21 protein-coding genes are annotated in these 23,117 nt (G+C 73.3%); 8 read left to right on the top strand and 13 right to left on the bottom strand.

Annotated features, from left to right (window positions below):
• Positions 1-180: 180 nt before the first annotated feature.
• Together ACTJIY_RS14440 and ACTJIY_RS14435 are read left to right on the top strand one after the other, a co-directional pair.
• A complete protein-coding gene (locus ACTJIY_RS14440) occupies positions 181-858 on the top strand; it encodes a hypothetical protein (protein WP_440674663.1) in 678 nt (225 codons plus the stop codon).
• Positions 859-982: 124 nt separating this feature from the next.
• Entirely contained in the window at positions 983-1,390 is a 408-nt protein-coding gene (locus tag ACTJIY_RS14435) for a VOC family protein (RefSeq protein WP_253053954.1), read from the top strand.
• Positions 1,391-1,482: 92 nt separating this feature from the next.
• On the opposite strand, the gene ACTJIY_RS14430 is transcribed toward ACTJIY_RS14435, so the two are convergent.
• The 4 genes from ACTJIY_RS14430 to ACTJIY_RS14415 all read right to left on the bottom strand — a co-directional run bounded on the left by ACTJIY_RS14430 (position 1,483) and on the right by ACTJIY_RS14415 (position 5,783).
• Positions 1,483-2,601 carry an aspartate-semialdehyde dehydrogenase gene (locus ACTJIY_RS14430; protein WP_353708364.1) on the bottom strand — a complete coding sequence of 373 codons (1,119 nt, stop codon included), beginning with the start codon at positions 2,599-2,601 and terminating at the stop codon, positions 1,483-1,485.
• Positions 2,602-2,615: 14 nt separating this feature from the next.
• Positions 2,616-3,938: an aspartate kinase gene (locus ACTJIY_RS14425; RefSeq protein WP_253053958.1), complete on the bottom strand. Its 1,323-nt coding sequence runs from the start codon at positions 3,936-3,938 to the stop codon at positions 2,616-2,618.
• A gap of 133 nt (positions 3,939-4,071) precedes the next feature.
• Positions 4,072-4,959, bottom strand: a complete 888-nt coding sequence (locus ACTJIY_RS14420; RefSeq protein ID WP_353708363.1) for a formate/nitrite transporter family protein — start codon at positions 4,957-4,959, stop codon at positions 4,072-4,074.
• Positions 4,960-5,072: 113 nt separating this feature from the next.
• Positions 5,073-5,783, bottom strand: coding sequence for a TetR/AcrR family transcriptional regulator (locus ACTJIY_RS14415; RefSeq protein ID WP_440674664.1), 711 nt, complete (start codon positions 5,781-5,783; stop codon positions 5,073-5,075).
• Positions 5,784-6,040: 257 nt separating this feature from the next.
• Between ACTJIY_RS14415 and ACTJIY_RS14410 the strand changes: the two genes are divergently transcribed.
• The 6 genes from ACTJIY_RS14410 (at position 6,041) to ACTJIY_RS14385 (ending at position 14,294) form a co-directional block, all read left to right on the top strand.
• Positions 6,041-8,566, top strand: coding sequence for a beta-glucosidase family protein (locus ACTJIY_RS14410; RefSeq protein ID WP_440674665.1), 2,526 nt, complete (start codon positions 6,041-6,043; stop codon positions 8,564-8,566).
• 120 nt (positions 8,567-8,686) lie between these two features.
• Complete coding sequence (locus ACTJIY_RS14405) at positions 8,687-10,357, top strand: ABC transporter substrate-binding protein (protein ID WP_440674666.1); 1,671 nt, start codon at positions 8,687-8,689, stop codon at positions 10,355-10,357.
• 78 nt (positions 10,358-10,435) lie between these two features.
• Positions 10,436-11,326 carry an ABC transporter ATP-binding protein gene (locus tag ACTJIY_RS14400; RefSeq protein ID WP_440674667.1) on the top strand — a complete coding sequence of 297 codons (891 nt, stop codon included), beginning with the start codon at positions 10,436-10,438 and terminating at the stop codon, positions 11,324-11,326.
• Positions 11,326-12,129 (top strand): ABC transporter ATP-binding protein, encoded by an 804-nt coding sequence (locus ACTJIY_RS14395; RefSeq protein WP_353708358.1) that lies wholly within the window; start codon positions 11,326-11,328, stop codon positions 12,127-12,129. Before ACTJIY_RS14400 ends, ACTJIY_RS14395 begins: the two co-directional genes overlap by 1 nt.
• Before the next feature lie 5 nt (positions 12,130-12,134).
• Positions 12,135-13,118 carry an ABC transporter permease gene (locus ACTJIY_RS14390; RefSeq protein ID WP_353708357.1) on the top strand — a complete coding sequence of 328 codons (984 nt, stop codon included), beginning with the start codon at positions 12,135-12,137 and terminating at the stop codon, positions 13,116-13,118.
• 3 nt (positions 13,119-13,121) lie between these two features.
• Positions 13,122-14,294 carry an ABC transporter permease gene (locus tag ACTJIY_RS14385; protein WP_440674668.1) on the top strand — a complete coding sequence of 391 codons (1,173 nt, stop codon included), beginning with the start codon at positions 13,122-13,124 and terminating at the stop codon, positions 14,292-14,294.
• A 140-nt stretch (positions 14,295-14,434) separates the two neighbouring features.
• Here ACTJIY_RS14385 and ACTJIY_RS14380 read toward each other — a convergent pair whose 3' ends face one another.
• The 9 genes from ACTJIY_RS14380 to ACTJIY_RS14340 form a co-directional block, all read right to left on the bottom strand.
• Positions 14,435-15,199: an ABC transporter permease gene (locus ACTJIY_RS14380; protein WP_253053974.1), complete on the bottom strand. Its 765-nt coding sequence runs from the start codon at positions 15,197-15,199 to the stop codon at positions 14,435-14,437.
• Positions 15,196-16,026 (bottom strand): ABC transporter ATP-binding protein, encoded by an 831-nt coding sequence (locus ACTJIY_RS14375; RefSeq protein WP_440674669.1) that lies wholly within the window; start codon positions 16,024-16,026, stop codon positions 15,196-15,198. Before ACTJIY_RS14375 ends, ACTJIY_RS14380 begins: the two co-directional genes overlap by 4 nt.
• Positions 16,027-16,056: 30 nt before the next feature.
• Positions 16,057-16,899 (bottom strand): DUF4097 family beta strand repeat-containing protein, encoded by an 843-nt coding sequence (locus ACTJIY_RS14370; RefSeq protein WP_253053979.1) that lies wholly within the window; start codon positions 16,897-16,899, stop codon positions 16,057-16,059.
• A 73-nt stretch (positions 16,900-16,972) separates the two neighbouring features.
• Complete coding sequence (locus tag ACTJIY_RS14365) at positions 16,973-17,515, bottom strand: histidine kinase (protein ID WP_440674670.1); 543 nt, start codon at positions 17,513-17,515, stop codon at positions 16,973-16,975.
• A gap of 101 nt (positions 17,516-17,616) precedes the next feature.
• Entirely contained in the window at positions 17,617-18,432 is an 816-nt protein-coding gene (locus ACTJIY_RS14360; RefSeq protein WP_440674671.1) for a TSUP family transporter, read from the bottom strand.
• A 94-nt stretch (positions 18,433-18,526) separates the two neighbouring features.
• Positions 18,527-19,096, bottom strand: coding sequence for a DUF5063 domain-containing protein (locus ACTJIY_RS14355; RefSeq protein WP_053371787.1), 570 nt, complete (start codon positions 19,094-19,096; stop codon positions 18,527-18,529).
• Between the two features lie 15 nt (positions 19,097-19,111).
• Positions 19,112-19,711 (bottom strand): recombination mediator RecR, encoded by a 600-nt coding sequence (gene recR, locus ACTJIY_RS14350; protein WP_253053985.1) that lies wholly within the window; start codon positions 19,709-19,711, stop codon positions 19,112-19,114.
• Positions 19,712-19,778: 67 nt separating this feature from the next.
• Positions 19,779-20,171 carry a VOC family protein gene (locus ACTJIY_RS14345; protein WP_353708353.1) on the bottom strand — a complete coding sequence of 131 codons (393 nt, stop codon included), beginning with the start codon at positions 20,169-20,171 and terminating at the stop codon, positions 19,779-19,781.
• A 2-nt stretch (positions 20,172-20,173) separates the two neighbouring features.
• Positions 20,174-23,083 (bottom strand): DNA polymerase III subunit gamma and tau, encoded by a 2,910-nt coding sequence (locus ACTJIY_RS14340; RefSeq protein ID WP_440674672.1) that lies wholly within the window; start codon positions 23,081-23,083, stop codon positions 20,174-20,176.
• Positions 23,084-23,117 lie beyond the last annotated feature (34 nt).

Below are 23,117 nucleotides of genomic sequence, written 5' to 3'. Positions count from 1 at the left end.
CCGACGGTCCCGCAACCCCGTTCGCGCGAGGTAGAGCCCTGGTACGCCCAGGTAGAGACCTGGTCCCGCGAGATAGAGCCCTGGTCCCGCGAGGTAGAGGCCTGGTCTCGCGAGGTAGAGGGCTGGTCGTGCGAGGCGGCACCCTGGGAGTGACGACGGCTCTACCTCGCGGGAGGCGGTGTGGACGCAGCGTGCGAGCTCGCGGGCGGGACGCCCTGGGCCGAGCCGCTGAGCACGTGGACGAGCCTCGCGTTCGTCGTCGCGGGCGCGGCCGTCGTGGTGGCGGCGCTGCGCCCCCGCCCGGGTCCGTCGTCGGGCACGCCTCGGCCCGACGCCGCCGCGACCACGCGCCTGCGCGTCGCCTTCGGGATCCTGGTCACCCTCATCGGGGCAGGGTCCGTGGTCCAGCACGGGCCGTCGCCCGCGTGGGACCCCGTCGCGCACGACCCGCCCCTGCTCGGCGCGCTCGCGCTCGTCGCGGCCGACGCCGTCGCGGACCTCGCGGGCCGCCGGCTGCGGACCTGGTGGTGGCTCGCCCCGACGCTGCTCGGGGTGGTGCTCGCCGCCGTGGCGCTCCCGTGGTCGACCACGGCCCAGGTGGTCGCGGCCGGCGTCGCCGTGGGCGCGAGCGCCTTGCGGGCGTGGCGTCGCCCCGCCGTCCGACGCCGCACCGTCACCGCGCTCGTGCTGCTCGCCGTGGGCGGCGGGGTCGGGACCCTCACCCGCCCCGGGTGGCCGCTGTGCGACGCGAGCGGACCCCTCGGCGTCACGCTCCAGGGTCACGCCGCCTGGCACGTGCTCGCCGCGGCGGCCCTCTGGGTGCTCGCGCCGACGCTGGGCACCCGCCGCACGCCCTGAGCGCGACGATCACCCGCTCCGGGCGGTACCCACGGCGGCCCGGCGGTGGGACCCTGGGAGGATCCGGCGTCCGCGGCGGGTCACGCCCTCCGGCCGCCGGCGGTCACGAAGGAGTGAGACGACGATGGTCACCATTCGGCGCGGGTTCTCCAGCTTCTCGGCGGACGACCTCGACGCGGCGCGCGATTTCTACGGAGGAACCCTCGGGCTCCCCGTCACGGCACTCGACGACGGGGGTGGTCTGGTGCTGCACCTCGGCGGCGGTTCGGACGTGTTCGTGTACCCGAAGGAGGACCATCGGCCGGCCGCCTTCACGGTCATGCACCTCACCGTCGACGACGTGGACCAGGTCGTCGACGAGCTCACCGCGAAGGGCGTGACGTTCGAGCGCTACGAAGGGTTCGACCAGGACGACAAGGGCATCGTGCGCGGCTTCATGGAGGGCGGCGACGGGGCCTGGTTCACCGACCCGGCCGGCAACATCGTCGGCCTCGCCGACGGCGAGAACATGGCACGCCTGGTCGGGGGCTGAGGCCCTGGACCTCCCACCACGACGTAGAGCCCTGGTCGATGACCAGGGCTCTACCTCGCGGTACCGGGGCTCTACCTCGCGGTACCGGGGCTCTACTTCGCGAGGGCGGGGGTGAACGCCGCGCGGACGGCGTCGAGGTCCTGGGCGACGAGTTCCGCGAGCTGCACCGCGTTGAGCGCGGCGCCCTTGCGGAGGTTGTCGTTCGACACGAAGAGCACGAGGCCGCGGCCGTCGGGGACGGACTGGTCGGTGCGGATGCGGCCGACGAACGACGGGTCCTTCCCGGCCGCCGCGAGCGGGTTCGGGACGTCGGCGAGCACGACGCCCGGCGCGGCGGCGAGGATCTCGCGCGCCCGGTCGGGCGTGATCGCGTTCCCGAACTCCGCGTGGATCGCGAGCGAGTGGCCGGTGAACACCGGGACGCGCACGCACGTGCCCGCGACGGCGAGCCCCGGCAGGCCGAGGATCTTGCGCGACTCGTTGCGAAGCTTCTTCTCCTCGTCCGTCTCCTCCTGCCCGTCGTCGACGATCGACCCGGCGATCGGGACGACGTTGAACGCGACGTTGCGCGGGAAGACCGCGGGCTCCGGGAAGGCGACCGCGCCGCCGTCGTGCACGAGCCCGACCAGGCCCGCGCCCGTGCCCTCCGCCGCGGCGCCCGCGACCGCCTGCGCGCGCAGCTCCTCCGCACCGGCGAGACCGGCGCCGGACACGGCCTGGTACGTCGCGACGATCAGGCGCTCCAGCCCGGCCTCGTCCGCGAGCGGCTTGAGCACCGGCATCGCGGCCATGGTCGTGCAGTTCGGGTTGGCGATGATCCCCTTGCGCGCCTCGCGCAGCGCGCCCGGGTTCACCTCGGACACGACGAGCGGGACGTCCGGGTCCATGCGCCACGCGGACGAGTTGTCGATCACGACGGCGCCCGCCTCGGCGAAGCGCTCGGCCTGCGCCTTCGACGTCGCGCCGCCCGCGGAGAACAGGGCGACGTCGATCCCGCGCAGGTCGTCGGTCGACGTCGCGGCGACGTCCTCCACGACGACGTCGGTCCCGCGCCACGGGAGCGTCGACCCGGCGGAGCGTGCCGACGCGAAGTAGCGGATGCTCGCGACGGGCAGGTCGCGCTCGTCGAGGAGGCGGCGCATGACGGCGCCCACCTGGCCGGTCGCGCCGACGACGGCGACGTGCAGGCCCTGACGGTTCTCGGTGCTCATGGTTCCTCGTCCTCTCAGCGGCCGGTGCCGGCGTAGACGACGGCCTCGCCGTCGGCGGCGTCGAGCTCGAACGCGGTGTGCACGGCGCGCACCGCGTCGTCGAGCGAGTCCTCGCGGGTGACGACCGAGATGCGGATCTCCGAGGTGGAGATCATCTCGATGTTGATGCCCGCGTCGCGCAGCGCCCCGAAGAGCTTCGCGGAGACGCCCGGGTGCGACTTCATGCCCGCACCGACGAGCGAGAGCTTGCCGATCTGGTCGTCGAACTGCAGCGAGTCGAACCCGATCTCGCCCTGCAGCGCGGACAGCGCCGACATCGCGGCCGGCCCGTCGCCCTCCGGCAGCGAGAACGAGATGTCGGTCAGGCCCGTGCGGGCGGCCGACACGTTCTGCACGATCATGTCGATGTTCACGCCCGAGCCGGCGACGACCTCGAAGATGCGCGCGGCCGTCCCGGGGACGTCGGGCACCCCGACGACGGTGATCTTGGCCTCGCTGCGGTCGTGCGCGACGCCGGAGATGATCGGGTCTTCCATGACGGTCTCCTCGGGAAGGTCTGCAGAGCTGGGGGCGGCACCGACGGCGGGCTGCGGCGCAGAGTAGGCGTCCGCGCTGACGAACGTGCCGTCCTTGCCGCTGAACGACGAGCGCACGTGGATGGGCACGCCGTACCGGCGGCCGTACTCGACGCAGCGCAGCGCGAGGACCTTGGCCCCGCTCGCCGCCATCTCGAGCATCTCCTCGTACGTGATGCGGTCGATCTTGCGCGCGCTCGGGACGATGCGCGGGTCGGCCGTGAAGATGCCGTCCACGTCCGTGTAGATCTCGCACACGTCGGCGTCGAGGCCGGCGGCGAGCGCGACGGCGGTCGTGTCCGACCCGCCGCGGCCGAGCGTCGTCACGTCGTTCGTCGACTGCGTGACGCCCTGGAAGCCCGCGACGATCGCGACCTGGCCGCGCTCGATCGTCTCGCGGATGCGGTGCGGGACGACGTCGACGATGCGCGCCTTGCCGTGCACGGCGTCGGTGATGACGCCCGCCTGCTGTCCCGTGAAGGACTTCGCCTTGACGCCCAGGCTGTTGATCGCCATCGCGAGCAGCGACATCGAGATGCGCTCGCCCGCGGTGAGGAGGATGTCCATCTCGCGCTGCGGCGGGAGGGGCGTGACCTGCTGCGCGAGGTCGATGAGCTCGTCCGTCGTGTCGCCCATCGCCGAGACCACGACGACGACGTCGTGCCCGGCCCTCTTGGTCTGCGCGATGCGCTTGGCCACGCGCTTGATGCTCTCGGCGTCGGATACGGACGAACCGCCGTACTTCTGCACGACAAGTGCCACGTGCTGCTCCATCTGTCGCCGGCCTCCGTCTCTCTCAACGGCCCGCCGGGTGCTTGTGGGTCGATCGATGATACGCACGCGTCCCGCCGACCGGCCAAGCCCGTCCCGCCATGCGGGCCCGGGCGGCGCGGCGTCAGCCCGCGCGGTGGCTCCGGTCGAGGGGCGCGGTCGCGCGCCGGATCGCCGGCATCGGGAGCACGACCGGTCCCGAGGTCGCGACCGTCGAGGGCGCACCCCGCCCGGCCTCTCGGGCCGGGCCGGCGACGACGACGTAGGCGAGCCCGACGACGAGGGCGCCGCCGACGAGGTTGCCGAGACCGACCCAGGCGATGTTGCGGGCGAAGTCGGCCCACGTCGTCGGACCCAGGCCGCCGAGGAGGCCGAGCGAGAAGGTCGTCATGTTGGCGACCACGTGCTCGAAGCCGGAGGCGATGAACGCGAGGATCGCCCAGAAGAGGACGATCGCCTGGCCCGCCTCGGAGCGCAGGCGACCGCAGGCCCAGATCGCGGCGCACACGAGGAGGTTGCACAGGACGCCGCGGAAGAAGAGCTCGCCGCCGGTCTCGTGGGCCTTCGCCCGCAGCATCGACGCGACCATCTCGCCCGCGGGCGCGTTGGAGTGCAGCACCCCGGCCTGCGTGACCGCGAACGCGAACAGCATCGAGCCGGCGAGGTTGCCGACGAGGCACAGCCCGAGCGTGAGGACGGCGTCACGCACCCGGACCGCGCGCGTCGCGACACCCTGGGCGAGGATCATCATGGCCGAGGTCGCGAGCTCGGCCCCGGCGAACACGACGAGGGTCAGCGCCGCGGCGAACACACCCCCGGCGACGAGCCGCTCCCCCGGCGACCCGGCCGCGAGGAAGGGCCCGGCGGTCGCGACCATGAGGACCACCCCGACGCCGATGTACGCGCCCGCGAGCATCGCGGCGACGAGGTAGCGCGCCGGGCGTCTCGCCGAGCCGACCTTCTTCCGGGCCGCCTCCGACTGGGTGGTCAACGCCTGGGCGAGGGTCTGCACGACCTCGATCCTCGCCGTCGCCCGCCGCGGCCGACCAGGGCCTGTGGTCCGCGACCCTCCGGGACCGAAGGACCGCGGCCGCGGGACCGCCCGGAGCGCGACGCCGGCCGCCGTCAGGCGGTCGCCGCCTCCACGGGGAGGTCGACGTCCACGGCGTCCGCGGCGCCGCTCTCCGTCGTCGGCACCGGGACGGCCCCGAGCGGGGACGGGCGCGGGTCGAGCACCGCGGAGACGATCGCCTCGATGGCGAACTCGCTCGCCTCGCCGAGCTCGACCTGCGTGGGGTCGAGGAGCCACTGGACCTGGAGGCCGTCCATGACGGCGAGGATCGACGCCGACGCGTGCCGGACGCTCGCGGGGACCGCGACGCCCCGCTCCGCGCACAGCGCCTCGAACGCCTCCACGGCCTCGGTGCGCAGCGTGCGGTACCGGCCCTCGAAGAAGGCGCGCGCGGGGTGGTCGTCGGTCACGGACTCCGCGGAGAGCACGGCGTACGTCTGCACGATCCCGGCGCGCTGCGCGTTGAGGAACGCCGTGCGGACCAGGTGGCGGAACATGTCGATGCCGCCCGGGATGTGCTGCCCGTCGAGGCCGGCGACGTCGCTCTCGTCGCGGTAGCGCAGCACCTCGAGGAGGAGATGGTCCTTGGACCCGAAGTGGTGGAGGATCCCGGCGTGGGTCATGTCGACCTGCTCGGCGATCTCCGCCAGGGGGCCGTTGTGGTAGCCCTTGCTCCCGAAGGTCGCCATGGCGGCCTTGAGGATCTCCTCGCGGCGCCGGAGGGTCTCCTCCCGCACGCGGGGGCGCCGCCTGCTCGTGGTCATCGCCTCGTCACTTCCTCGTCGTGGTGCCCGGTGCGCCACGGTCGGCGCCGACGTCGGCGCCCCGGCACCGAGCACGCCCTCGGTCCGTCGCCGTCCGGGGTGATCCTACGCACGCGGCAGCGCCTCCGAGCCCCGTTCTCGGCAAAGGTCACGGTGAGATATCGATCTGACCTGGGGAAACGCAGATTCTTGCCAACTTACTGACTGCACGGTAAGTTCTCCGCTCGACAGACGACTCGACGACGAGGAGCACGTACGTGACATCGCAGTCCCTCGCGGGAGAGCGCGACCCCGCGGAGCTCGCCACCCTGCGCACCCGTGCGCAAGGGCTGCCCCTCCGCGAGAAGGTCCGCCTCCTCACCGGCCGGTCCATGTGGCGCCTGCACGCCCTGGACGAGCTCGGGCTGCGCCCCGTCGTCATGTCCGACGGCCCCGTCGGGGTCCGCGGCACGAGCGAGGTCGAGGGCGAGACCTCGATCCTCTTCCCGTCCCCCAGCGCGATCGGCGCGACGTGGGACCGGGCGGTCGCGCACGAGACCGGGCAGGCGTTCGCCCGTGAGGCACGCACGCACGGCGTCGACGTCGTCCTCGCGCCCCAGGTCAACATCCAGCGCACGCCCGTCGGCGGCCGGCACTTCGAGTGCTACTCCGAGGACCCGTACCTCACCGCGCAGATCGGCACCGGCGTCGTGCGCGGCCTCCAGGACCAGGGTGTCGCCGCGTGCGTCAAGCACTACGTCGCCAACGACTCCGAGACCGAGCGCACGTCGTACGTGTCGCACGTCGACCCCCGCGTCCTGCGCGAGGTCTACCTCGCGCCGTTCGAGGACGCGGTCGCGGCGGGCGCGTGGTCCGTCATGGCGGCGTACAACCAGGTGGACGACGGCGTGGAGTCGGGTCCCATGACCGGGCACCGGCACCTGCTCACCGACGTCCTCAAGGACGAGCTCGGGTTCGACGGCGCCGTGGTCTCCGACTGGGTCGCGACGCACACGACCGAGCTCTCCGCGAACGGCGGCCTCGACGTCGTCATGCCCGGCCCGGGCGGCCCGTGGGAGGACGCCCTCGTCCGCGCGGTCGAGGAGGGCCGCGTCCCCGAGAGCGAGATCGACGACAAGGTCGCGCGCATCCTCCTGCTCGCGCGCCGGGTCGGCGCGCTCGACGAGCCCGCCCGACCCGTCACGCACGACGGCGACCTGCGCGCGCTCGTGCGCCGCACCGCCGCCGCCGGCACGGTCGTCCTGCGCTCCGACATCGCGAACCCCGTGTGGGACCGTCCGGCACCGCGGTCGATCGCGCTCGTCGGCCCCAACGCGGTGCGCCCGCACGTGCTCGGCGGCGGCAGCTCGACCGTGAACCCCGCGCACGTCGTCACGCCCGCCGAGGGCCTGGCCGCGCGCTGGCCCGACGCCACGCTCACCGTCGCCCGCGGCGGCGACGCGCGCCGGTTCGCCCCGCGGCTCGACGTGGAGGGCCGCAGCGCCGACGGCGCCGCCGTCGCGATGACCTGGCTCGACGCCGAGGGCGCGACGCTCCGCAAGTCCGTCCTGCCCCGCTGGGACGGGTTCCTGCGCGACCTGCCCGCCGAGGTCGACACCGTCGTGCTCGACGTCGACGTCCTGCTCGACGAGCCCGGGGACCACGTGCTCGAGGTCGGCACGGTCCCGGGTCACACCATCGAGATCGACGGGGTCGTCGTCGCGGAGGACGACCGCCGCTCGGGGGTCGAGGTCATCCTCGACTCCTCGATCAACAACCCGGCGGGCGTCCCCACGACCGTGCACGTCGACGCGCCGCGCCGCGTGCGGATCACGGCGTCGCTCCTCGTCACGCGCGCCCAGGGGTACGGGAACCTCGTCCGCGCGGAGCTCCGCCACCGCGTCCCGGCGCCGAGCGTCGAGCAGGAGATCGCCGACGCCGTCGAGGCGGCCCGCGCGGCCGACCTGACCGTCGTCGTCGTCGGGACGAACGAGGAGGTCGAGTCCGAGGGCTGGGACCGCACCTCCCTCGCGCTGCCCGGCCGTCAGGACGAGCTCGTCGAGCGGGTCCTCGACGCCGACCCGGACGCGGTCGTCGTCGTGAACGCGGGCGCCCCTGTGCTCCTCCCCTGGCTCGACCGCGCGCGCACCGTGCTGTGGGTGTGGTTCCCGGGCCAGGAGGCCGGGCACTCGATCGCGGACGTCCTCGCGGGCGTCGTCGAGCCGGCGGGCCGCCTCCCCTGGACGCTCCCGGCCGACGAGGCCGACGTCCCCGTCCCGCACGCGGTCCCCGACCAGGGGGTCGTCGAGTACGCCGACGGCGTCCACGTCGGCTACCGCGCGTGGGAGCGCTCGGGCGCCGTCCCTGCCGCACCCTTCGGGCACGGGCTGGGCTGGACGACGTGGTCGTACGACGCGTCCGGCGAGCCTGACCATCTCCCCGCCCGCACGCCCGACGGCGACGCGACCCTCACGGTCCGCGTCACCAACACCGGGCCCCGCGACGGCCGCGAGGTCGTCCAGGTCTACGTCGAACCCCCGGTCGCGCCCGCGTCGGCCCCGGTCGCCGAGCGCGACCGTCCGGTCCGCTGGCTCGGCGGGTTCGCCGTCGTCGACGTCGCCGCGGGGGCCTCCGCCGACGTCACCGTGACCGTCCCCCGCCGTCAGCTCGAGGTGTGGGACACCGACAGCGGACGCTGGCACCTCCCGGCCGGGACCTACCGGCTCCGGGTGGGGCGTTCCGTCCACGACCTCCGCCTGGACACCGCGGTCCGGGTGCAGGAGAGCACCACGGAACAGGAGTAGCCGGACCGCGGTCCACCCCGGGCGACCCAGCGCCCCACGCAGTTCTCACGCAGTACTCACGCATGCTCGACCGCCCCGGCACCGCGCCGGGGACGAAGTTCCCTCGAAGGAGAGAGATTCATGAGGTTGAAGGCCTCCGCGATCGCCCTCGGCATCGCGACAGCACTCGTGCTGACCGGCTGCTCGTCGTCCGGCGGCAACGACGACGACAGCACGACCAGCTCCGGCGAGGGCGCCGCCCTCACCATCGCCAAGCCGGACGGAGCGATCGCGACCGAGTCGAACAACCCGTGGATCGGCGACTCGTCCGCGCTCAAGCTCGGCTACGTCAACGCGATCTACGAGCCCGTCGGCATCGTCAACGTCGTCAACCCGTCGGACGAGATCCGCCCCTGGCTCGCGTCCGAGATCACGTGGTCGGAGGACTACACGTCGGTGACGCTCACGACCCGCGAGGGCGTGAAGTGGAGCGACGGCAAGGACCTCACGGCCGACGACATCGCGTACTCGTACCAGATCCTCGTCGACACGCCCGAGCTCAACACCGCGGCGCTCGACATCACGGACGTCGCCGTGGACGGCGACAAGGTCACCGTCACGTTCGGCACGCCGATGTTCGCCAAGCAGGACAAGGTGCTGCACCGGTTCGTCGTCCCGAAGCACGTGTGGGAGGGCGTCGCCGACCCGACGACGGAGACGAACCCCGACCCCGTCGGCACCGGCCCCTACACGCTGACGAGCTTCAGCACGGAGAGCGTCCAGCTCGACGCGCGCGACGACTACTGGGGCGGCGAGCTCGCGGTCCCGACGCTGTACTACGTCTCCTACAGCGACAACAGCGCCCTGACGACGGCGCTCGCCAACGGCGACGCGGACTGGGCGCAGGCGTTCCTCCCGAACGTGCAGTCGGCGTTCGTGGACAAGGACCCGGAGCACAACGTGTACTGGGCCCCCGCCGGCCTCGGCATCGACGCGATGTTCGTCAACACGACCAAGAAGCCGTTCGACGACGTCGCGTTCCGCCAGGCCGTGAACATGGTCATCGACCGCGAGCAGCACCAGCAGATCGCCCGCGAGGGCGGCGTCCCGCTGCTCACCTCCGTCACGGGACTGCCGACCCCGGCCGGCGACCCGTTCATCTCGGACGAGTTCGCGGGCGAGGAGTACGAGGTCGACGTCGAGGGCGCCAAGAAGGTCCTCACCGACGCCGGGTACACGTTCGAGGGCGACACCCTGATCGACCCCGACGGCGAGCCCGTCACCTTCCAGCTCAGCGTCCCGCAGGGCTGGAACGACTACGTCACCGGCATCAGCCTCATCGCGGAGTCGGTCAAGGCGATCGGCGTCGAGGCCACGGTCGACACGCCCGACTCGGACTCGTGGTGGGCCGCCAAGGGCACCGGCGACTTCGACGCGATCCTGCACTGGACCGAGACCGGCGCGACGCCGTACGACATCTACAGCGACACGATGGACGCCCGCTGGCTCAAGCCGGTCGGTGAGGCCGCGGACTACAACTTCGGCCGCTTCGACAGCCCGGAGGCCACGGCCGCCCTCGACGCGTACCTCGCGGCGACGACGGACGAGGACCGCGCGACGGCCATCGCCGAGGCGCAGAAGATCTTCGTGGACCAGGTCCCGGTCATGCCGATCGGCACGCGCCCGTTCATCACGGAGTTCAACACGCGCAACTACGTCGGCTGGCCGAGCGACGACGACCCGTACATCAACGCGGACCCGACGCAGCCGACCGCGGTGCTCATCCTCACCCAGCTCAAGCCGGCCGAGTAAGGTCACCGAGGCCCGCGCGGCGCACGCCGCGCGGGCCTCGGTGCGGCCCAGCCCCCCGCACAGAAACAGGTAGGACGAGTGAACACCGAACCCCTGCTGACCGTCTCGAGCTTCAGCGTGGTCTACGACGTCGACCCGCCGGTCGAGGCCGTCAGCGACGTCTCCCTCACGCTGCACCGCGGGGAGATCCTCGGCCTCGCCGGCGAGTCCGGCTGCGGCAAGACGTCGCTCGCGTACGGCATCCAGCGGCTGCTCAAGCCGCCGGCCGTGATCCCCTCGGGATCGGCGATCTTCCACGACGAGTCGGGCGAGGACGTCGACCTCAACGCGCTCGACGACGACGCGATGCGCCGGTTCCGCTGGGACAAGGCGTCGATGGTGTTCCAGGGGGCGATGAACGCGCTCAACCCCGTCGCGACCATCGGCAAGCAGCTCGGCGACGTGTTCGAGACGCACCGCCCCCGCATGAGCAAGGCCGAGCGGACCGAGGAGAGCGCCCAGCTCCTCGACCTCGTCGGCGTCGGACGCGACCGACTGCGCTCCTACCCGCACGAGCTCTCCGGCGGCATGCGCCAGCGCGTCATGATCGCCATGGCCCTGGCGCTCAAGCCCCAGCTCATGATCATGGACGAGCCGACGACGGCCCTCGACGTCCTCGTGCAGCGCGAGATCCTCCAGCAGATCTCGGACCTGCGGAAGCAGTTCGGCTTCTCGGTCATCTTCATCACGCACGACCTCCCGCTGCTGCTCGAGATCTCCGACCGGATCGCGGTCATGCGCCAGGGACGGATCGTCGAGCTCGACACCGCGGCGAACATCTACCACCACGCCCAGCACGAGTACACGCGCACGCTCCTCGGCTCGTTCCCGAGCCTCACCGGCGAGCGGGGCGGGTTCGTGCGCGGCCGGTCGGAGCCCGCGACCACAGCCGCGAGCACGGCCACGACCTTCGCAGGAGGCCAGGCCTGATGACCACCCTCGAGTTCTCGCACGTCACCAAGAAGTACAAGGTCCGGGGTTCGGGCGACCTGTTGGCGCTCGACGACGTCAGCTTCACGCTCACCTCGGGGCGCACCGTCGCGCTCGTCGGGCAGAGCGGCAGCGGCAAGTCGACGATCGCGAAGATCCTCACGCAGCTCGAGCGCGCCACGTCCGGCGAGATCCTGCTCGACGGCGCCCCCATCCCCCGCCGGGGACGGGCGCTGCGCCGCTACCGGCAGCAGATCCGCATGGTCTTCCAGGACCCGTTCGCGTCGCTCAACCCGTACCACACGATCCGCCACCACCTCGAGCGCCCGCTGCGCCTCGACCACGTGGTCCCGAAGGACGAGGTCGACGCGGAGGTGCACCGACTCCTCGACCGCGTCCACCTCGACGGCGGCGTCGTGGACCGCCGCCCGCACGAGCTGTCCGGCGGTCAGCGCCAGCGCGTCGCGATCGCGCGCGCCCTCGCGTCGCGCCCGTCGCTGCTCATCGCGGACGAGCCGGTCTCGATGCTCGACGTGTCGATCCGCCTCGGCGTCCTCAACCTCCTCGCCGAGCTCCAGCGCGAGGCGAACCTCGGGGTCCTCTACATCACGCACGACCTGGCGACCGCGCGCCACTTCAGCGACGAGATCATGGTCCTGCACCACGGCAAGGTCGTGGAGCACGGCCCCGCCGACGACGTGATCCTCGAGCCCCAGCACCCCTACACCCGCGCGCTACGCGATGCCTCGCCCAACCCGGAGGTCCACTTCTCCGGCACCGGCCCCGCATCGTCGAGGAGCTGATCCCGTTGCGATTCTTCGCCCGCCGCACCGCCTTCTACCTGTTCACCGCCTGGGCGGCGATCACGATCAACTTCTTCCTGCCCCGCATGATGAAGGGCGACCCGGTCTCCGCGTACCTCGCGAAGAACCAGGGGAAGATCAGCCCGGAGGCGGCCGAGTCGCTGCGCACCCTCTTCGGGCTCGACGACGGCCGGTCGCTCTTCCAGCAGTACGTCGACTACTGGGGCCTCATGCTCCGTGGCGACCTCGGCCGGTCGTTCTCCAAGGGCCTCGCCCCGGTCGGCGACGTGATCGCCGCCGCCCTGCCGTGGACGCTCGGGCTCGTGGGCATCGCCACGATCCTCAGCTTCTTCCTCGGCAGCGGTCTCGGCGCGGTCATCGGCTGGCGCCGCGGGAGCAAGGCCGACGCGATCGTGCCGATCTCGACGTTCTTCTCGACGGTCCCGTACTTCTGGATGGGCCTCATCGCCATCGCGGTGTTCTCGAGCATGCTCGGCTGGTTCCCCGCCTCGCACGCCTACAGCAAGGGCGCGTCGCCCGAGTGGTCGTGGGAGTTCGCCTGGGACGTGATCCAGCACGGCACGCTGCCCGCGCTGACCATCGTCGTGGCGTCGCTCGGCGGCTGGGTGCTCGGGATGCGGAACATGATGATCACCGTCCTCGACGAGGACTACGTGACGGTCGCGCAGGCCAAGGGCCTCCCGCCGCGCAAGGTGCTCACGCGCTACGCGTCGCGCAACGCGGTGCTGCCGCAGCTCTCGAGCTTCGCCCTGTCCCTCGGCTTCATCGTGGGCGGCACGCTCGTCATGGAGCTCGTCTTCTCCTACCCCGGGGTGGGCAAGCTGCTGCTCGACGCCACCAACGCGAAGGACTACCCGCTGATGCAGGGCCTCTTCCTCGTCATCACGCTCTCGGTCCTCGTCGCGAACATCCTGGCGGACGTCGCCTACGCCGCCCTCGACCCGCGCACGCGTCAGACGGAGGCCTGAGCCATGACGTCCACCACCACGACCGCGACGAGCGAGGCCACCGCGCCCGCGACCCCGCCGGCCGCCTCGGGCGGCTCCCCCGGACGCGGCCTCGCGAGCCGTGCCGGCGCGTCGTTCGCGATGTTCCGCAACGGCAAGTCGCTCACCGGCCTCATCATCCTCGGCGTGTTCACGCTCGTGGCGATCTTCGGCGACCTCCTCGCGCCGTACGGCCCGCTCGAGAAGGACTTCACCGCGCTCAAGCAGCCGCCGTCCGCGCAGCACCTGCTCGGCACGACGCACATGGGCGAGGACGTCCTCAGCCAGATCATCTACGGCACGCGGGGCGTGCTGGTCGTCGGGTTCGTCTCCGGCATCATCGCGACGCTCGTCGCGGTGATCGTCGGGGTGACCGCCGGGTACATCGCGGGCTGGCGCAGCGAGTCCCTCTCGGCGCTCACGAACGTGTTCCTCGTGCTCCCGGGCCTGCCGCTCATGATCATCGTGGCGTCGCAGCAGGAGAACCCGAGCCTCCTCCTCGTCTCCACGGTGCTCGCGATCACGGGCTGGGCCTGGGGCGCGCGCGTCCTGCGGGCGCAGACCCTGTCGCTCCGCAACCGGGACTTCATCCAGGCGGCGCGGGCGAACGGCGAGCCGATCCACCGCATCATCGCCGTCGAGATGCTGCCGAACCTCACCGCGATCATCGCGTCGAGCTTCGTCGGCACGGTGACCGCGGCGGTCCTCGGCCTGACGACCCTCGCCTTCATCGGGGTCATCCCCATCACGAACCTCAACTGGGGCACGATCCTCTTCTGGGCCCAGCAGAACGGCGCCTTCCCCGACTACTGGTGGTGGTACGTCCCCGCCGGCCTGTGCATCGCGCTGCTCGGCATGGCCCTGTCGCTCATCAACTTCGGCATCGACGAGTACGTGAACCCGCGCCTGCGGTCCGCCGGCGAGCGGGCGCGAGCGATGCGCAAGAAGGGCTACAAGGTCTCGAGCGGGATCACGACCGTCGCCGACCGCCCCGACCTGCTGGCGGGGAGCGTCACCCCGCCCCCGCCCGACGCGCCGCACGTCGACCTGCCGGGCGCTCCGGTGCACGGGGACGACATCGGCGCCGTGGCGGAGGCCGACCAGGCGACGGGCGGCCCGGACGTGATCCCGGCCGGCCGGCCGGAGCGCTCCGCGTAGCGGGCGTCGCACAGACAGGTGAGGGGCCGTACCACGGCCCCTCACCGGCAGACGGTCCCGGCACGGGACGCCGTCCGCGCCACGCCCCTGGTGCGGACGGCACGCCTCCACCCGTGCCGGGACCGTTCGCGTCCCTCGGGTCAGCGCATCTTGCGCCGGTAGATCGCGACGGCCCACGCGTAGGCGACGACGAGGATCCCGACGAGCCACGCGAGCGCGACCCAGATGTCGGAGCCGACCGGCTGCCCGCCGAACAGCGCGCGCAGCGTGTCGACGATCGCGGTGACCGGCTGGTTCTCCGCGAACCACGCGACCGGGCCCGGCATCGTGTCCGTGGGGACGAACGCGGAGCTGATGAACGGCAGGAAGATCAGCGGGTAGCTGAACGCCGAGGCGCCGTCGACCGTCTTGGCCGAGAGCCCGGCGACCACCGCGAGCCACGTCAGGGCGAGCGTGAACAGCACGAGGATGCCCAGCACGGCGAGCCACGCGCCCACCGACGCGTCGGTGCGGAACCCCATGAGGAGCGCGACGCCGACGACGATCGTCACCGAGACGAGGTTCGCCACGAGCGACGTGAGCACGTGCGCCCACAGGACGCTGGACCGCGCGACGGGCATCGACTGGAAGCGCTCGAAGATGCCGCCCTGCAGGTCGAGGAACAGCCGGTACGACGTGTACGCGACGCCCGAGGCGACGGTGATGAGCAGGATGCCGGGCAGCATGTAGTCGATGTACGACCCGGCGGCGCCGGTGTCGATCGCGCCGCCGAGGACGTAGACGAAGAGCAGCATGAGCGCGATCGGGGTGACGGCGGTCGTGATGATCGTGTCCGGGCTGCGCAGGATGTGGCGCAGCGAGCGGCCGGTCAGGACACGGGTGTCGGCCAGGACGTGCGTGGTCATCGGAGCTCCTCTCCGGCGGGCTGGGCGCCCTCGGCGGTCGTCGGGGTCGTGGGGTCCTCGCCGGTCGCGCCGACGAGGGTGAGGAACACGTCCTCCAGGGACGGCTGCTTCTCGACGTACTCGACCTGCGCGGGCGGCAGGAGCGCCTTGAGCTCGGCCAGGGTGCCGTTCTGGATGATGGTGCCGCGGTGCAAGATCGCGATCCGGTCCGCGAGCTGCTCGGCCTCGTCGAGGTACTGCGTGGTGAGCAGCACGGTCGTGCCGCCCTGGGCGAGCTCGCGCACCGTGGCCCAGACCTCGATGCGCGCCTGGGGGTCCAGGCCGGTCGTCGGCTCGTCGAGGAAGATGACGGGCGGGTCGCCGATCAGGCTCATCGCGATGTCGAGGCGACGGCGCATCCCGCCCGAGTAGGTCCCGGCCCGGCGCGAGCCCGCGCCCGTGAGCGAGAAGCGGGCGAGGAGGTCGTCCGCCACCTGACCGGGGTTCTTCAGGTGGCGCAGGCGCGCGACGAGCACGAGGTTCTCGCGCCCGGTGAGGACCTCGTCGACCGCGGCGAACTGCCCGGTCAGCGAGATCGACTCCCGGACCTGCCCGGGCTGCTCGACGACGTCGTGCCCGTGGACGCTCGCAGCGCCCGCGTCGGGCGTGAGGAGCGTCGACAGGATGCGGACGAGCGTGGTCTTGCCCGCCCCGTTGGACCCCAGGAGCGCGAAGATGCTCCCGCGTGCCACGTCCAGGTCGACCCCACGCAGCACGTGCAGGTCGCCGAACGACTTCTCGATGCCTCGGACCCGAACAGCGGGCTCGAGCGTCTGGTCGACTGACATGTCCAGGTCTCCGTCTCTCTCAGGTGGGGTTCAGGGCCGGCGGACGACGACGTCGCCGAAGCCGGTGCTCGCGTGGATCTCCGCGGTGGCCTCGTTCTCGACGGGCCCCTCGGTCGGGGTGAGGTGGTTGCGGACGCTGCCGTGCTCGGAGCTCGCGTCGAGGAACGCGGCCGTGCCCTCCGGCACGCCCACGTCGATCGAGCCGAACGACGTGCTGAGCGTGACGCTGCCGGACTCCAGGCGGTCGACCCGGATGCCGCCGTGGGCGGACTTGGCGGTGAGCGTGCCGAGCACCCGGGCCACGGCGATCTCGCCGTGCGCGCCCTGCACGGCGAGCGTGCCCGTCACGGCGCCGACCGTCGTCGTGCCGTTGCTGGCCTTGATGGTCCCGTCGCCGGCGATCTCGCTGATGCGCACCGAGCCGGCGCTGACCTTGACGTCCGCGGCGCCGGCGACGCGGCCGACGACGACGGACCCCGCCGAGGCCTTGAGGGCCAGCCGGTCGACGTCCTCGAGCCGGACGTCGGCGACGGAGAGCGTCATGTCGACGTCCCCGAGCGAGCCCTCGGTGTAGAGGGTGCCCGCCTTGCCGCGGAGGTCGGATCCGGCCGGGAGCTCGACGGTGATGTCGGCGGTCCCGGCCGCGAACGGCAGGACGAACTGCTTCCACGAGCCGGGGTACAGGATCGTGACGGCGTCACCGTCGCGGTCGACCCGGACGTCCTGGGCCGCGCGGACGCTGCCGGACTTCGAGGGGTCCGTCGGCAGGACCGTCACGACGACGTCGTCACGGTCGCCGGCGACGACGTGCAGGTTGGCGAAGGGCACGTCCACGACGACCGGGACGGGCTGGGAGGCGGGGAAAGTGGGCATGACGGAGCTCCAACGGTGGTGTCGGTGTGGTGTCAGCGGATGGTGGGAGGGGCGGGCGTGCGGACCGGAGCGGTCAGCGCACCCAGCCGGTGACGCGGGCGGAGCCGCGCGGCTGCGGGCGGGCCTGCGCGGCCGGGCGCCCGGTGGACTGCTCGAGCGCCGCGGCGACCGCGCGCACGAGCCACGTGTTGACGGAGACGCCGTCGCGGGCGGCGGCGGTCTCGGCCTGCGTCTTGAGGTGGTCGGGCAGACGCAGGGTCGTGCGGGTCGTGGCGCCGGACTCGGCATCGACCGGCGCCACGGCGGGGGTCGGCGCGGACGCCGGAGCGACGCCGTACGCCGGCTCACCGGGAGCGCTGGGCGGGGCCGCGGGGGCCGGGGCGGCGACCACGAACTCCGGGGCGCCGCCCCGCAGCCGCACGTCGACCGACCCGGGCGCGAGCTCCGCGGAGATCTCTCCCGCCGCGGCCGAGAGCGCGTCGAGCAGGACGAGCCGCACGGCCGCGTCGAGAGGAGCGGTCAGCCGCTCGGCGAGCCGGCGGCCATCGTCCCCCGCGGCGTCCGCGGCGGCGGCGAGGCGGTTCTGGAGGTCGTCGACATACGGGGTGAGGTCCATGACGCCATCATGGCACCACCAGTGGTGTCATGACAACCCCTCGTGGCAACATTTCGACACCACGTGACACCAGACCGGTCTCCGCGCTGGTCAGCGTGGTGTCAGGAGCCCAGGTCGGTGACGACGTCGGCGCCGAGCTTGAGGATGAGCGCTCCCACCACGACCACGAACACCACGCGGACGAACGCGCTGCCCTTGGCCACGGCCATGCGCGCCCCGACGTACGCACCGAGCAGGTTCGCCGCGCCCATGAGCAGGCCCAGGCCCCACAGCACCGCGCCGTACGGGACGAAGAAGATCAGCGCGCCCGCGTTCGTCGCGAAGTTCGCGATCTTCGCGAGCGCCGACGCGGGCAGGAACGCGTACCCGAGGATGCTCACGAGCGCGATGACGAAGAACGTCCCGGTGCCCGGGCCGAGGAGGCCGTCGTACGTGCCGATGACGAGGCCGATCCCGGCTGCGGCCCAGCGGTGGCCGTTGCCCTCCCAGCGCAGGTTCGTCGTGTGCCCCAGCTTCGGCTTCGCGATCGTGTAGGCCGCGACCCCGACGAGCACCACGAGGATGATCGGCTCGAACAGCTCCGCCGGGATGCGCGACGCGAGGGCGGCGCCGCCGATCGCGCCGACCAGCGCCGCGAGCGCCATCGGACCGGCCGTCCGCAGGTCGGGGCCCACCCGCCGGTAGTACGTCGCCGCGCTCACCGAGGTGCCCATGATGCTCGCGAGCTTGTTCGTCGCGAGCGCCTGGACCGGGCTGATGCCGGGCACGAGGAGCAGCGCGGGGAGCTGGACCAGACCCCCGCCGCCGACGACGGCGTCGATCCACCCCGCCGTCAGGGCGGCGAGGACGAGCAGGAGGACGGTCACGCCGTCGATCTCGAGCCCGCCGGAGACCGGGAGGGAGAAGGCGGGCAGCACTCCCTAGTGGTACCACAGCGCTTCGGTCGCGGTGGTCCTGCGTCCCGGTCGTGCGCATCCGGTCCGCCGGACGGGCATCGAACCGCGACGTGCGTCAGGACTGGAGGGCGTCGTACTCCGCCTCGGCCGCGACGTCGTCCTCGACGTCGAGGCGCAGGTGCGCGAGCGCGAGCTGCAGCACGCGCAGCGCGCTCGCGGCGCGCTCCCCCCAGAGCGAGACGTAGGAGAACTGCCACCACCACAGGCCCTCGAGCTCGCGGCCGCCGTCGTAGTGCTGGAGGCCCTTCGCGAGGCACTCCGCGACGCACGCGAGGTCGCCCGAGAGGGACGCGGCCCCGACCTCGGCGCCCACGAGCGGGTCCGTGATCTCGGCGTAGTCGTCGAACCCGTCGAAGAGCTGGGAGAGCGCCGTCCGCAGCGGGTCCACGTCGGTGTCGCGGCCGGCGTCGGGCTCGAAGCGCTCGACCGGGACGACGTCGCCCATCGCCCCGAGCCGTGCGCCCGCGGCGAGCGCGTCCGACAGGGCGAGCAGCAGCAGGGGCAGCACGGCCCCGGGTGCGGCCCCCGACGCGACCTGCGTCGCGGTCGTCAGGAACGCGCGCGCCTGCGCGGCCATGCCCTCGGCGATCTCCCGCAGGTCGGGGTCGTTCTCGATCTCCCCCATGCTCGTCACCTCTCGTCAGCCGCCGACGAGACGTCGGCCCTCGAACGCCCGGCCGAGCGTCACCTCGTCCGCGTACTCCAAGTCTCCCCCGACCGGCAGCCCGGACGCGAGGCGGGTCACGCGCAGGCCCATGGGGCCGAGCATGCGCGCGAGGTACGTGGCCGTGGCCTCGCCCTCGACGTTCGGGTCGGTCGCGAGGATCACCTCGGTCACCTGGCCGTCGGCGAGGCGCGCCATGAGCTCGGCGATCCGCAGGTCGCCCGGACCGACGTTCTCGATCGGGTTGATGGCGCCGCCGAGCACGTGGTACCGACCGCGGAACTCGCGCGTGCGCTCGATCGCGACCACGTCCTTGGGCTCCTCGACGACGCAGATCACCTCGGGCGACCGGCGCGGGTCCGCGCAGATGCGGCACTGCTCGGACTCCGCGACGTTCCCGCACGTCTCGCAGAAGCGCACGCGCGCCTTCACCTCGGTGAGCGCGTCGGCGAGCCGGCGCACGTCGACCGCGTCGGCCGCGAGCAGGTGGAACGCGATGCGCTGCGCGCTCTTGGGCCCGACGCCGGGAAGCCGGCCGAGCTCGTCGATCAGGTCCTGGACAGCGCCTTCGTACACGCCCCCAGCCTACGGGGCGCGGCCCACACGACCGGCCTGCCCGGTCGAGGCAGGACGGCCGGGTCGGTCAGGACGCGACGATCTCGACCTCGAACCCGTCGACGTCCTCGAGATAGGCGGCGTAGTGGTCGTCTCCGCCGGCGAACGGGTGGCGGTCGCCGAACAGCAACGACCACCCGTGGTCGCCGGCCCGCAGGACCAGCTCGTCCACGTCAGCGCGCGAGCCGCCGCGGAAGGCGAGGTGGTTGAGGCCCGGCCGCAGCCGGTCGTGCTCCCCGGACGCGAGCACCGGGCTCTGCTCGACGACGACGTACGTCCCGCCGAGTCGCCAGGACCGGCCGTGCTCCCATCGCTGGTGCAGCGCGTACCCGAGCTCGGGGAGCAGCCAGCCCCAGGAGCGCTCCGCCCGGGCGAGGTCCGGCACCCAGAGCTCGACGTGGTGGAGGCCGCCCCGGCTCACGGTCAGACGCCCTGGTCCTGGATCTCCTCGATGATCTTGCCGTCGAGCAGGCTCACGACGAGCGCCGTCCCGACCAGACCGGTCGAGACGATGTCGGGGTCGTCCGCGGAGGGCAGGTCGTCCATCGGATCGACCGTCGACGGCGCGTCCCGCCGAGCCGACGCCTCGGCAGGTCGGGAGACGCGGGCCGTCGTGGCCGCCGCGATCGCCGCGCGCGCGGCAGAGACCCCGCGCAGCGGCTGCGCCGGGGAGGCTGGCGCAGGGCTCACGGGCGAGACCGGTGCCGGGGCGGCCGGAGCCTGCGCAGCGGGCACCACGCGCGTCTCCGGGGCGTGGTCGAGAACAGGCTCCGGCTCGGGTCCGTCGTCGAGGTCGGCCGGAGGCTCGGCGGGCGCCCCCGCGAGCCACGCCTCGTCCGCCGTGTCGATCCGAGGTTCGGGCGACGGCGACGGCGACGAGGCTCCGGCGAGCCAGGCCTCGTCCGCGGCGTCGACCACCGGACGGTGGTCCGCGTCGCCGCCGGCGACGCCCGTCTCGACCGGTCGCTCCTGCAACGCGACGGCGCCGCGCGGTGCGGACGCGCCCGTCGCGAGCGCGGTCGGGGAGGTGGCCGTGCCGGACGCCACGGTCCCGCCCGGCGCGCCGACCGTCGCGAGGGGCACGGACGCACCGCCCCCTCCGGAGCCGGGCTCCGGACCGGTCCTGCCGAGGCCGGGCGCTGCCGGGCCCTGGCCGGGGCCCGCGGGGGCGGGGGCCGCAGGGCCCTGTGCCGAGGGGCGCCCGGCACCGGCCGCCCCGCCCTCGTCGAGCCGCGCCTCGACGCGCACCTGGAGCCCGAGGGTCTGGTAGACGACGTCCTGCACCGCGTGGATGTGCCGCGAGGAGGAGAAGGTGCGTGCGAGGCCCGGCGACGGGAAGGCGAGGAAGAGGACGCCCTGCGCGAGCTCCGCGACCTGCGCGTTCGGGCCGACCAGCGACCACGTGACGGGGTTCGCCCGCAGGTTCTCCAGCACCTCGGGCCAGCGCCGCCGGAGCTCCTCGGTCGTGAACGCCGGGCTCGCGGCACCGGACGGGGCGCTCGCCGTCGGCTGCGCCGGACGGCCTGCTGCCAGCCCTGCGGGGGCCGCCTCGGCACGCGCGGGCGGCGCCGCCTCCTCGCGCGTCGGCGACACGGCGTCTTCGTGCGTCGCTGCATCGGCGTCCGCGTGGTCCTGCTCCGCCGGACCGGTCGGCTCGATCGGGCCGGTCCGACGCGCGGTACCGGTCTGCTCGACCGGCGGCACCGCCTGCGCCGGTCCGCCGCCGGTCTCCGCGGTCGACGACGACGTGGGCACGGCGGGCGGCGCGGCGTCCGTGCGCGCGGGCTCGGTCGTGCCCGACGGAACGACGCCCTCGCTCGGTACGGACGGGGTGTCCGGTGCCGACGGGGCGCCGGGCGCCGAGGCCCGCTCGTCCTCGACGGTCCCTGCCGGGACGGCCGCGGCGGCGGGGGGCTCGGCCGGCTCGGGTGCAGGCCGCGCGTCGGTCGGCGCGGCGGCACCGGCCGACCGCTGCACAGCGGGGGCGGACGGGGTGGTCCGGGTGGGGCGGAGGGCGGCGCGCACGGCGGCGGCACCGGTGAGACCGGACGCCGGTGCGGTCGCGGCGGGGGCCTGGCCGCCGCCGTCGGGCACGGCGGCTCCGGCGCCGGCAGGCGTCCCCGCCCCCGGCGAGACGGCCGCCGGCACGGCGGCGACGGCGCCCAGGCCGCCGCGCTCGAGCCGGTCGAGGCGCGCCGCGAACCCGGCTGCGCCGTCGTCGGCCCCGGGAAGGAGCAGCCTCGCCATGAGGAGCTCCAGGTGGAGTCGCGGCGAGGTGGCGCCCGTCATCTCCGTGAGCGCCGCGTTGACGAGGTCGGCCGCGCGCGAGAGCTCGGCGACGCCGAGGTTCTGCGCCTGAGCGCGCATGCGTGCGAGCTGGTCGGCGGGCTGGTCGCGCAGCACGGCCTGCGCCTCGTCGCCGGAGACGGCGATGACGATGAGGTCGCGCAGGCGTTCGAGGACGTCCTCGACGAAGCGCCGGGGCTCGTGCCCGGTCGCGATGACGTGGTCCACGACGCGGAAGATGCTCGCGCCGTCGCGCGCGGCGAGGGCGTCCACGACGTCGTCGAGCAGCGTCGCGTGCGTGAAGCCCAGGAGCGCGACGGCGCGCTCGTACTCCACGGCGCCGTCCTGGGCGCCCGCGATGAGCTGGTCCATGACGGACAGCGAGTCGCGGACGGAGCCGCCCCCGGCGCGCGTGACGAGCGGGACGACGCCGCCGCCGATCGTCACGCCCTCCGCGGCGCACAGCTCCTCGAGGTAGGGCCCGAGCACGTCCGGCGGGACGAGGCGGAAGGGGTAGTGGTGCGTGCGCGAGCGGATGGTGCCGATGACCTTGTCCGGCTCCGTCGTCGCGAAGACGAACTTCACGTGCTCGGGCGGCTCCTCGACGAGCTTGAGCAGGGCGTTGAAGCCCTGCGGCGTCACCATGTGCGCCTCGTCGAGGATGAAGATCTTGTACCGGTCGCGCGCCGGGGCGAACGCGGCGCGCTCGCGCAGCTCGCGGGCGTCGTCGACGCCGTTGTGCGACGCCGCGTCGATCTCGACGACGTCGAGGCTGCCCGGGCCGCCGCGCGCGAGCTCGACGCACGACGGGCACTCGCCGCAGGGCGTGTCGAGCGGGTCGTCCGGGGTGTTCCGCGCGCAGTTGAGCGTGCGCGCGAGGATGCGCGCGCTCGTCGTCTTGCCGCAGCCGCGCGGGCCGGAGAAGAGGTAGGCGTGGTTCACCCGGCCGCTGCGCAGCGCCTGCATGAGCGGCGCGGTCACGTGGTCCTGACCGATCACCTCGGCGAAGGTCTCGGGCCGGTAGCGGCGGTACAGGGCGGTGCTCACCCCCGTCACTCTAGACGCCGCGTCCCACAGGCAC

It is taken from the genome of Cellulosimicrobium sp. 22598 (assembly GCF_052044445.1).
Taxonomy (GTDB): domain Bacteria; phylum Actinomycetota; class Actinomycetes; order Actinomycetales; family Cellulomonadaceae; genus Cellulosimicrobium; species Cellulosimicrobium cellulans_G.
Note: the sequence above shows the minus strand (reverse complement) of the source record. Positions and strands in the feature narration are given on the sequence as shown.

What these genes read in the sequence shown, in the direction of transcription:
- ACTJIY_RS14370 (WP_253053979.1), bottom strand. Translation starts at nt 16,899, where the DNA reads ATGCCCACTTTCCCCGCCTCCCAGCCCGTCCCGGTCGTCGTGGACGTG.
- ACTJIY_RS14385 (WP_440674668.1), top strand. Translation starts at nt 13,122, where the DNA reads ATGACGTCCACCACCACGACCGCGACGAGCGAGGCCACCGCGCCCGCG.
- ACTJIY_RS14435 (WP_253053954.1), top strand. Translation starts at nt 983, where the DNA reads ATGGTCACCATTCGGCGCGGGTTCTCCAGCTTCTCGGCGGACGACCTC.
- ACTJIY_RS14355 (WP_053371787.1), bottom strand. Translation starts at nt 19,096, where the DNA reads ATGGGGGAGATCGAGAACGACCCCGACCTGCGGGAGATCGCCGAGGGC.
- ACTJIY_RS14430 (WP_353708364.1), bottom strand. Translation starts at nt 2,601, where the DNA reads ATGAGCACCGAGAACCGTCAGGGCCTGCACGTCGCCGTCGTCGGCGCG.
- ACTJIY_RS14395 (WP_353708358.1), top strand. Translation starts at nt 11,326, where the DNA reads ATGACCACCCTCGAGTTCTCGCACGTCACCAAGAAGTACAAGGTCCGG.
- ACTJIY_RS14365 (WP_440674670.1), bottom strand. Translation starts at nt 17,515, where the DNA reads ATGGACCTCACCCCGTATGTCGACGACCTCCAGAACCGCCTCGCCGCC.
- ACTJIY_RS14415 (WP_440674664.1), bottom strand. Translation starts at nt 5,783, where the DNA reads ATGACCACGAGCAGGCGGCGCCCCCGCGTGCGGGAGGAGACCCTCCGG.
- ACTJIY_RS14405 (WP_440674666.1), top strand. Translation starts at nt 8,687, where the DNA reads ATGAGGTTGAAGGCCTCCGCGATCGCCCTCGGCATCGCGACAGCACTC.
- ACTJIY_RS14375 (WP_440674669.1), bottom strand. Translation starts at nt 16,026, where the DNA reads ATGTCAGTCGACCAGACGCTCGAGCCCGCTGTTCGGGTCCGAGGCATC.
- ACTJIY_RS14380 (WP_253053974.1), bottom strand. Translation starts at nt 15,199, where the DNA reads ATGACCACGCACGTCCTGGCCGACACCCGTGTCCTGACCGGCCGCTCG.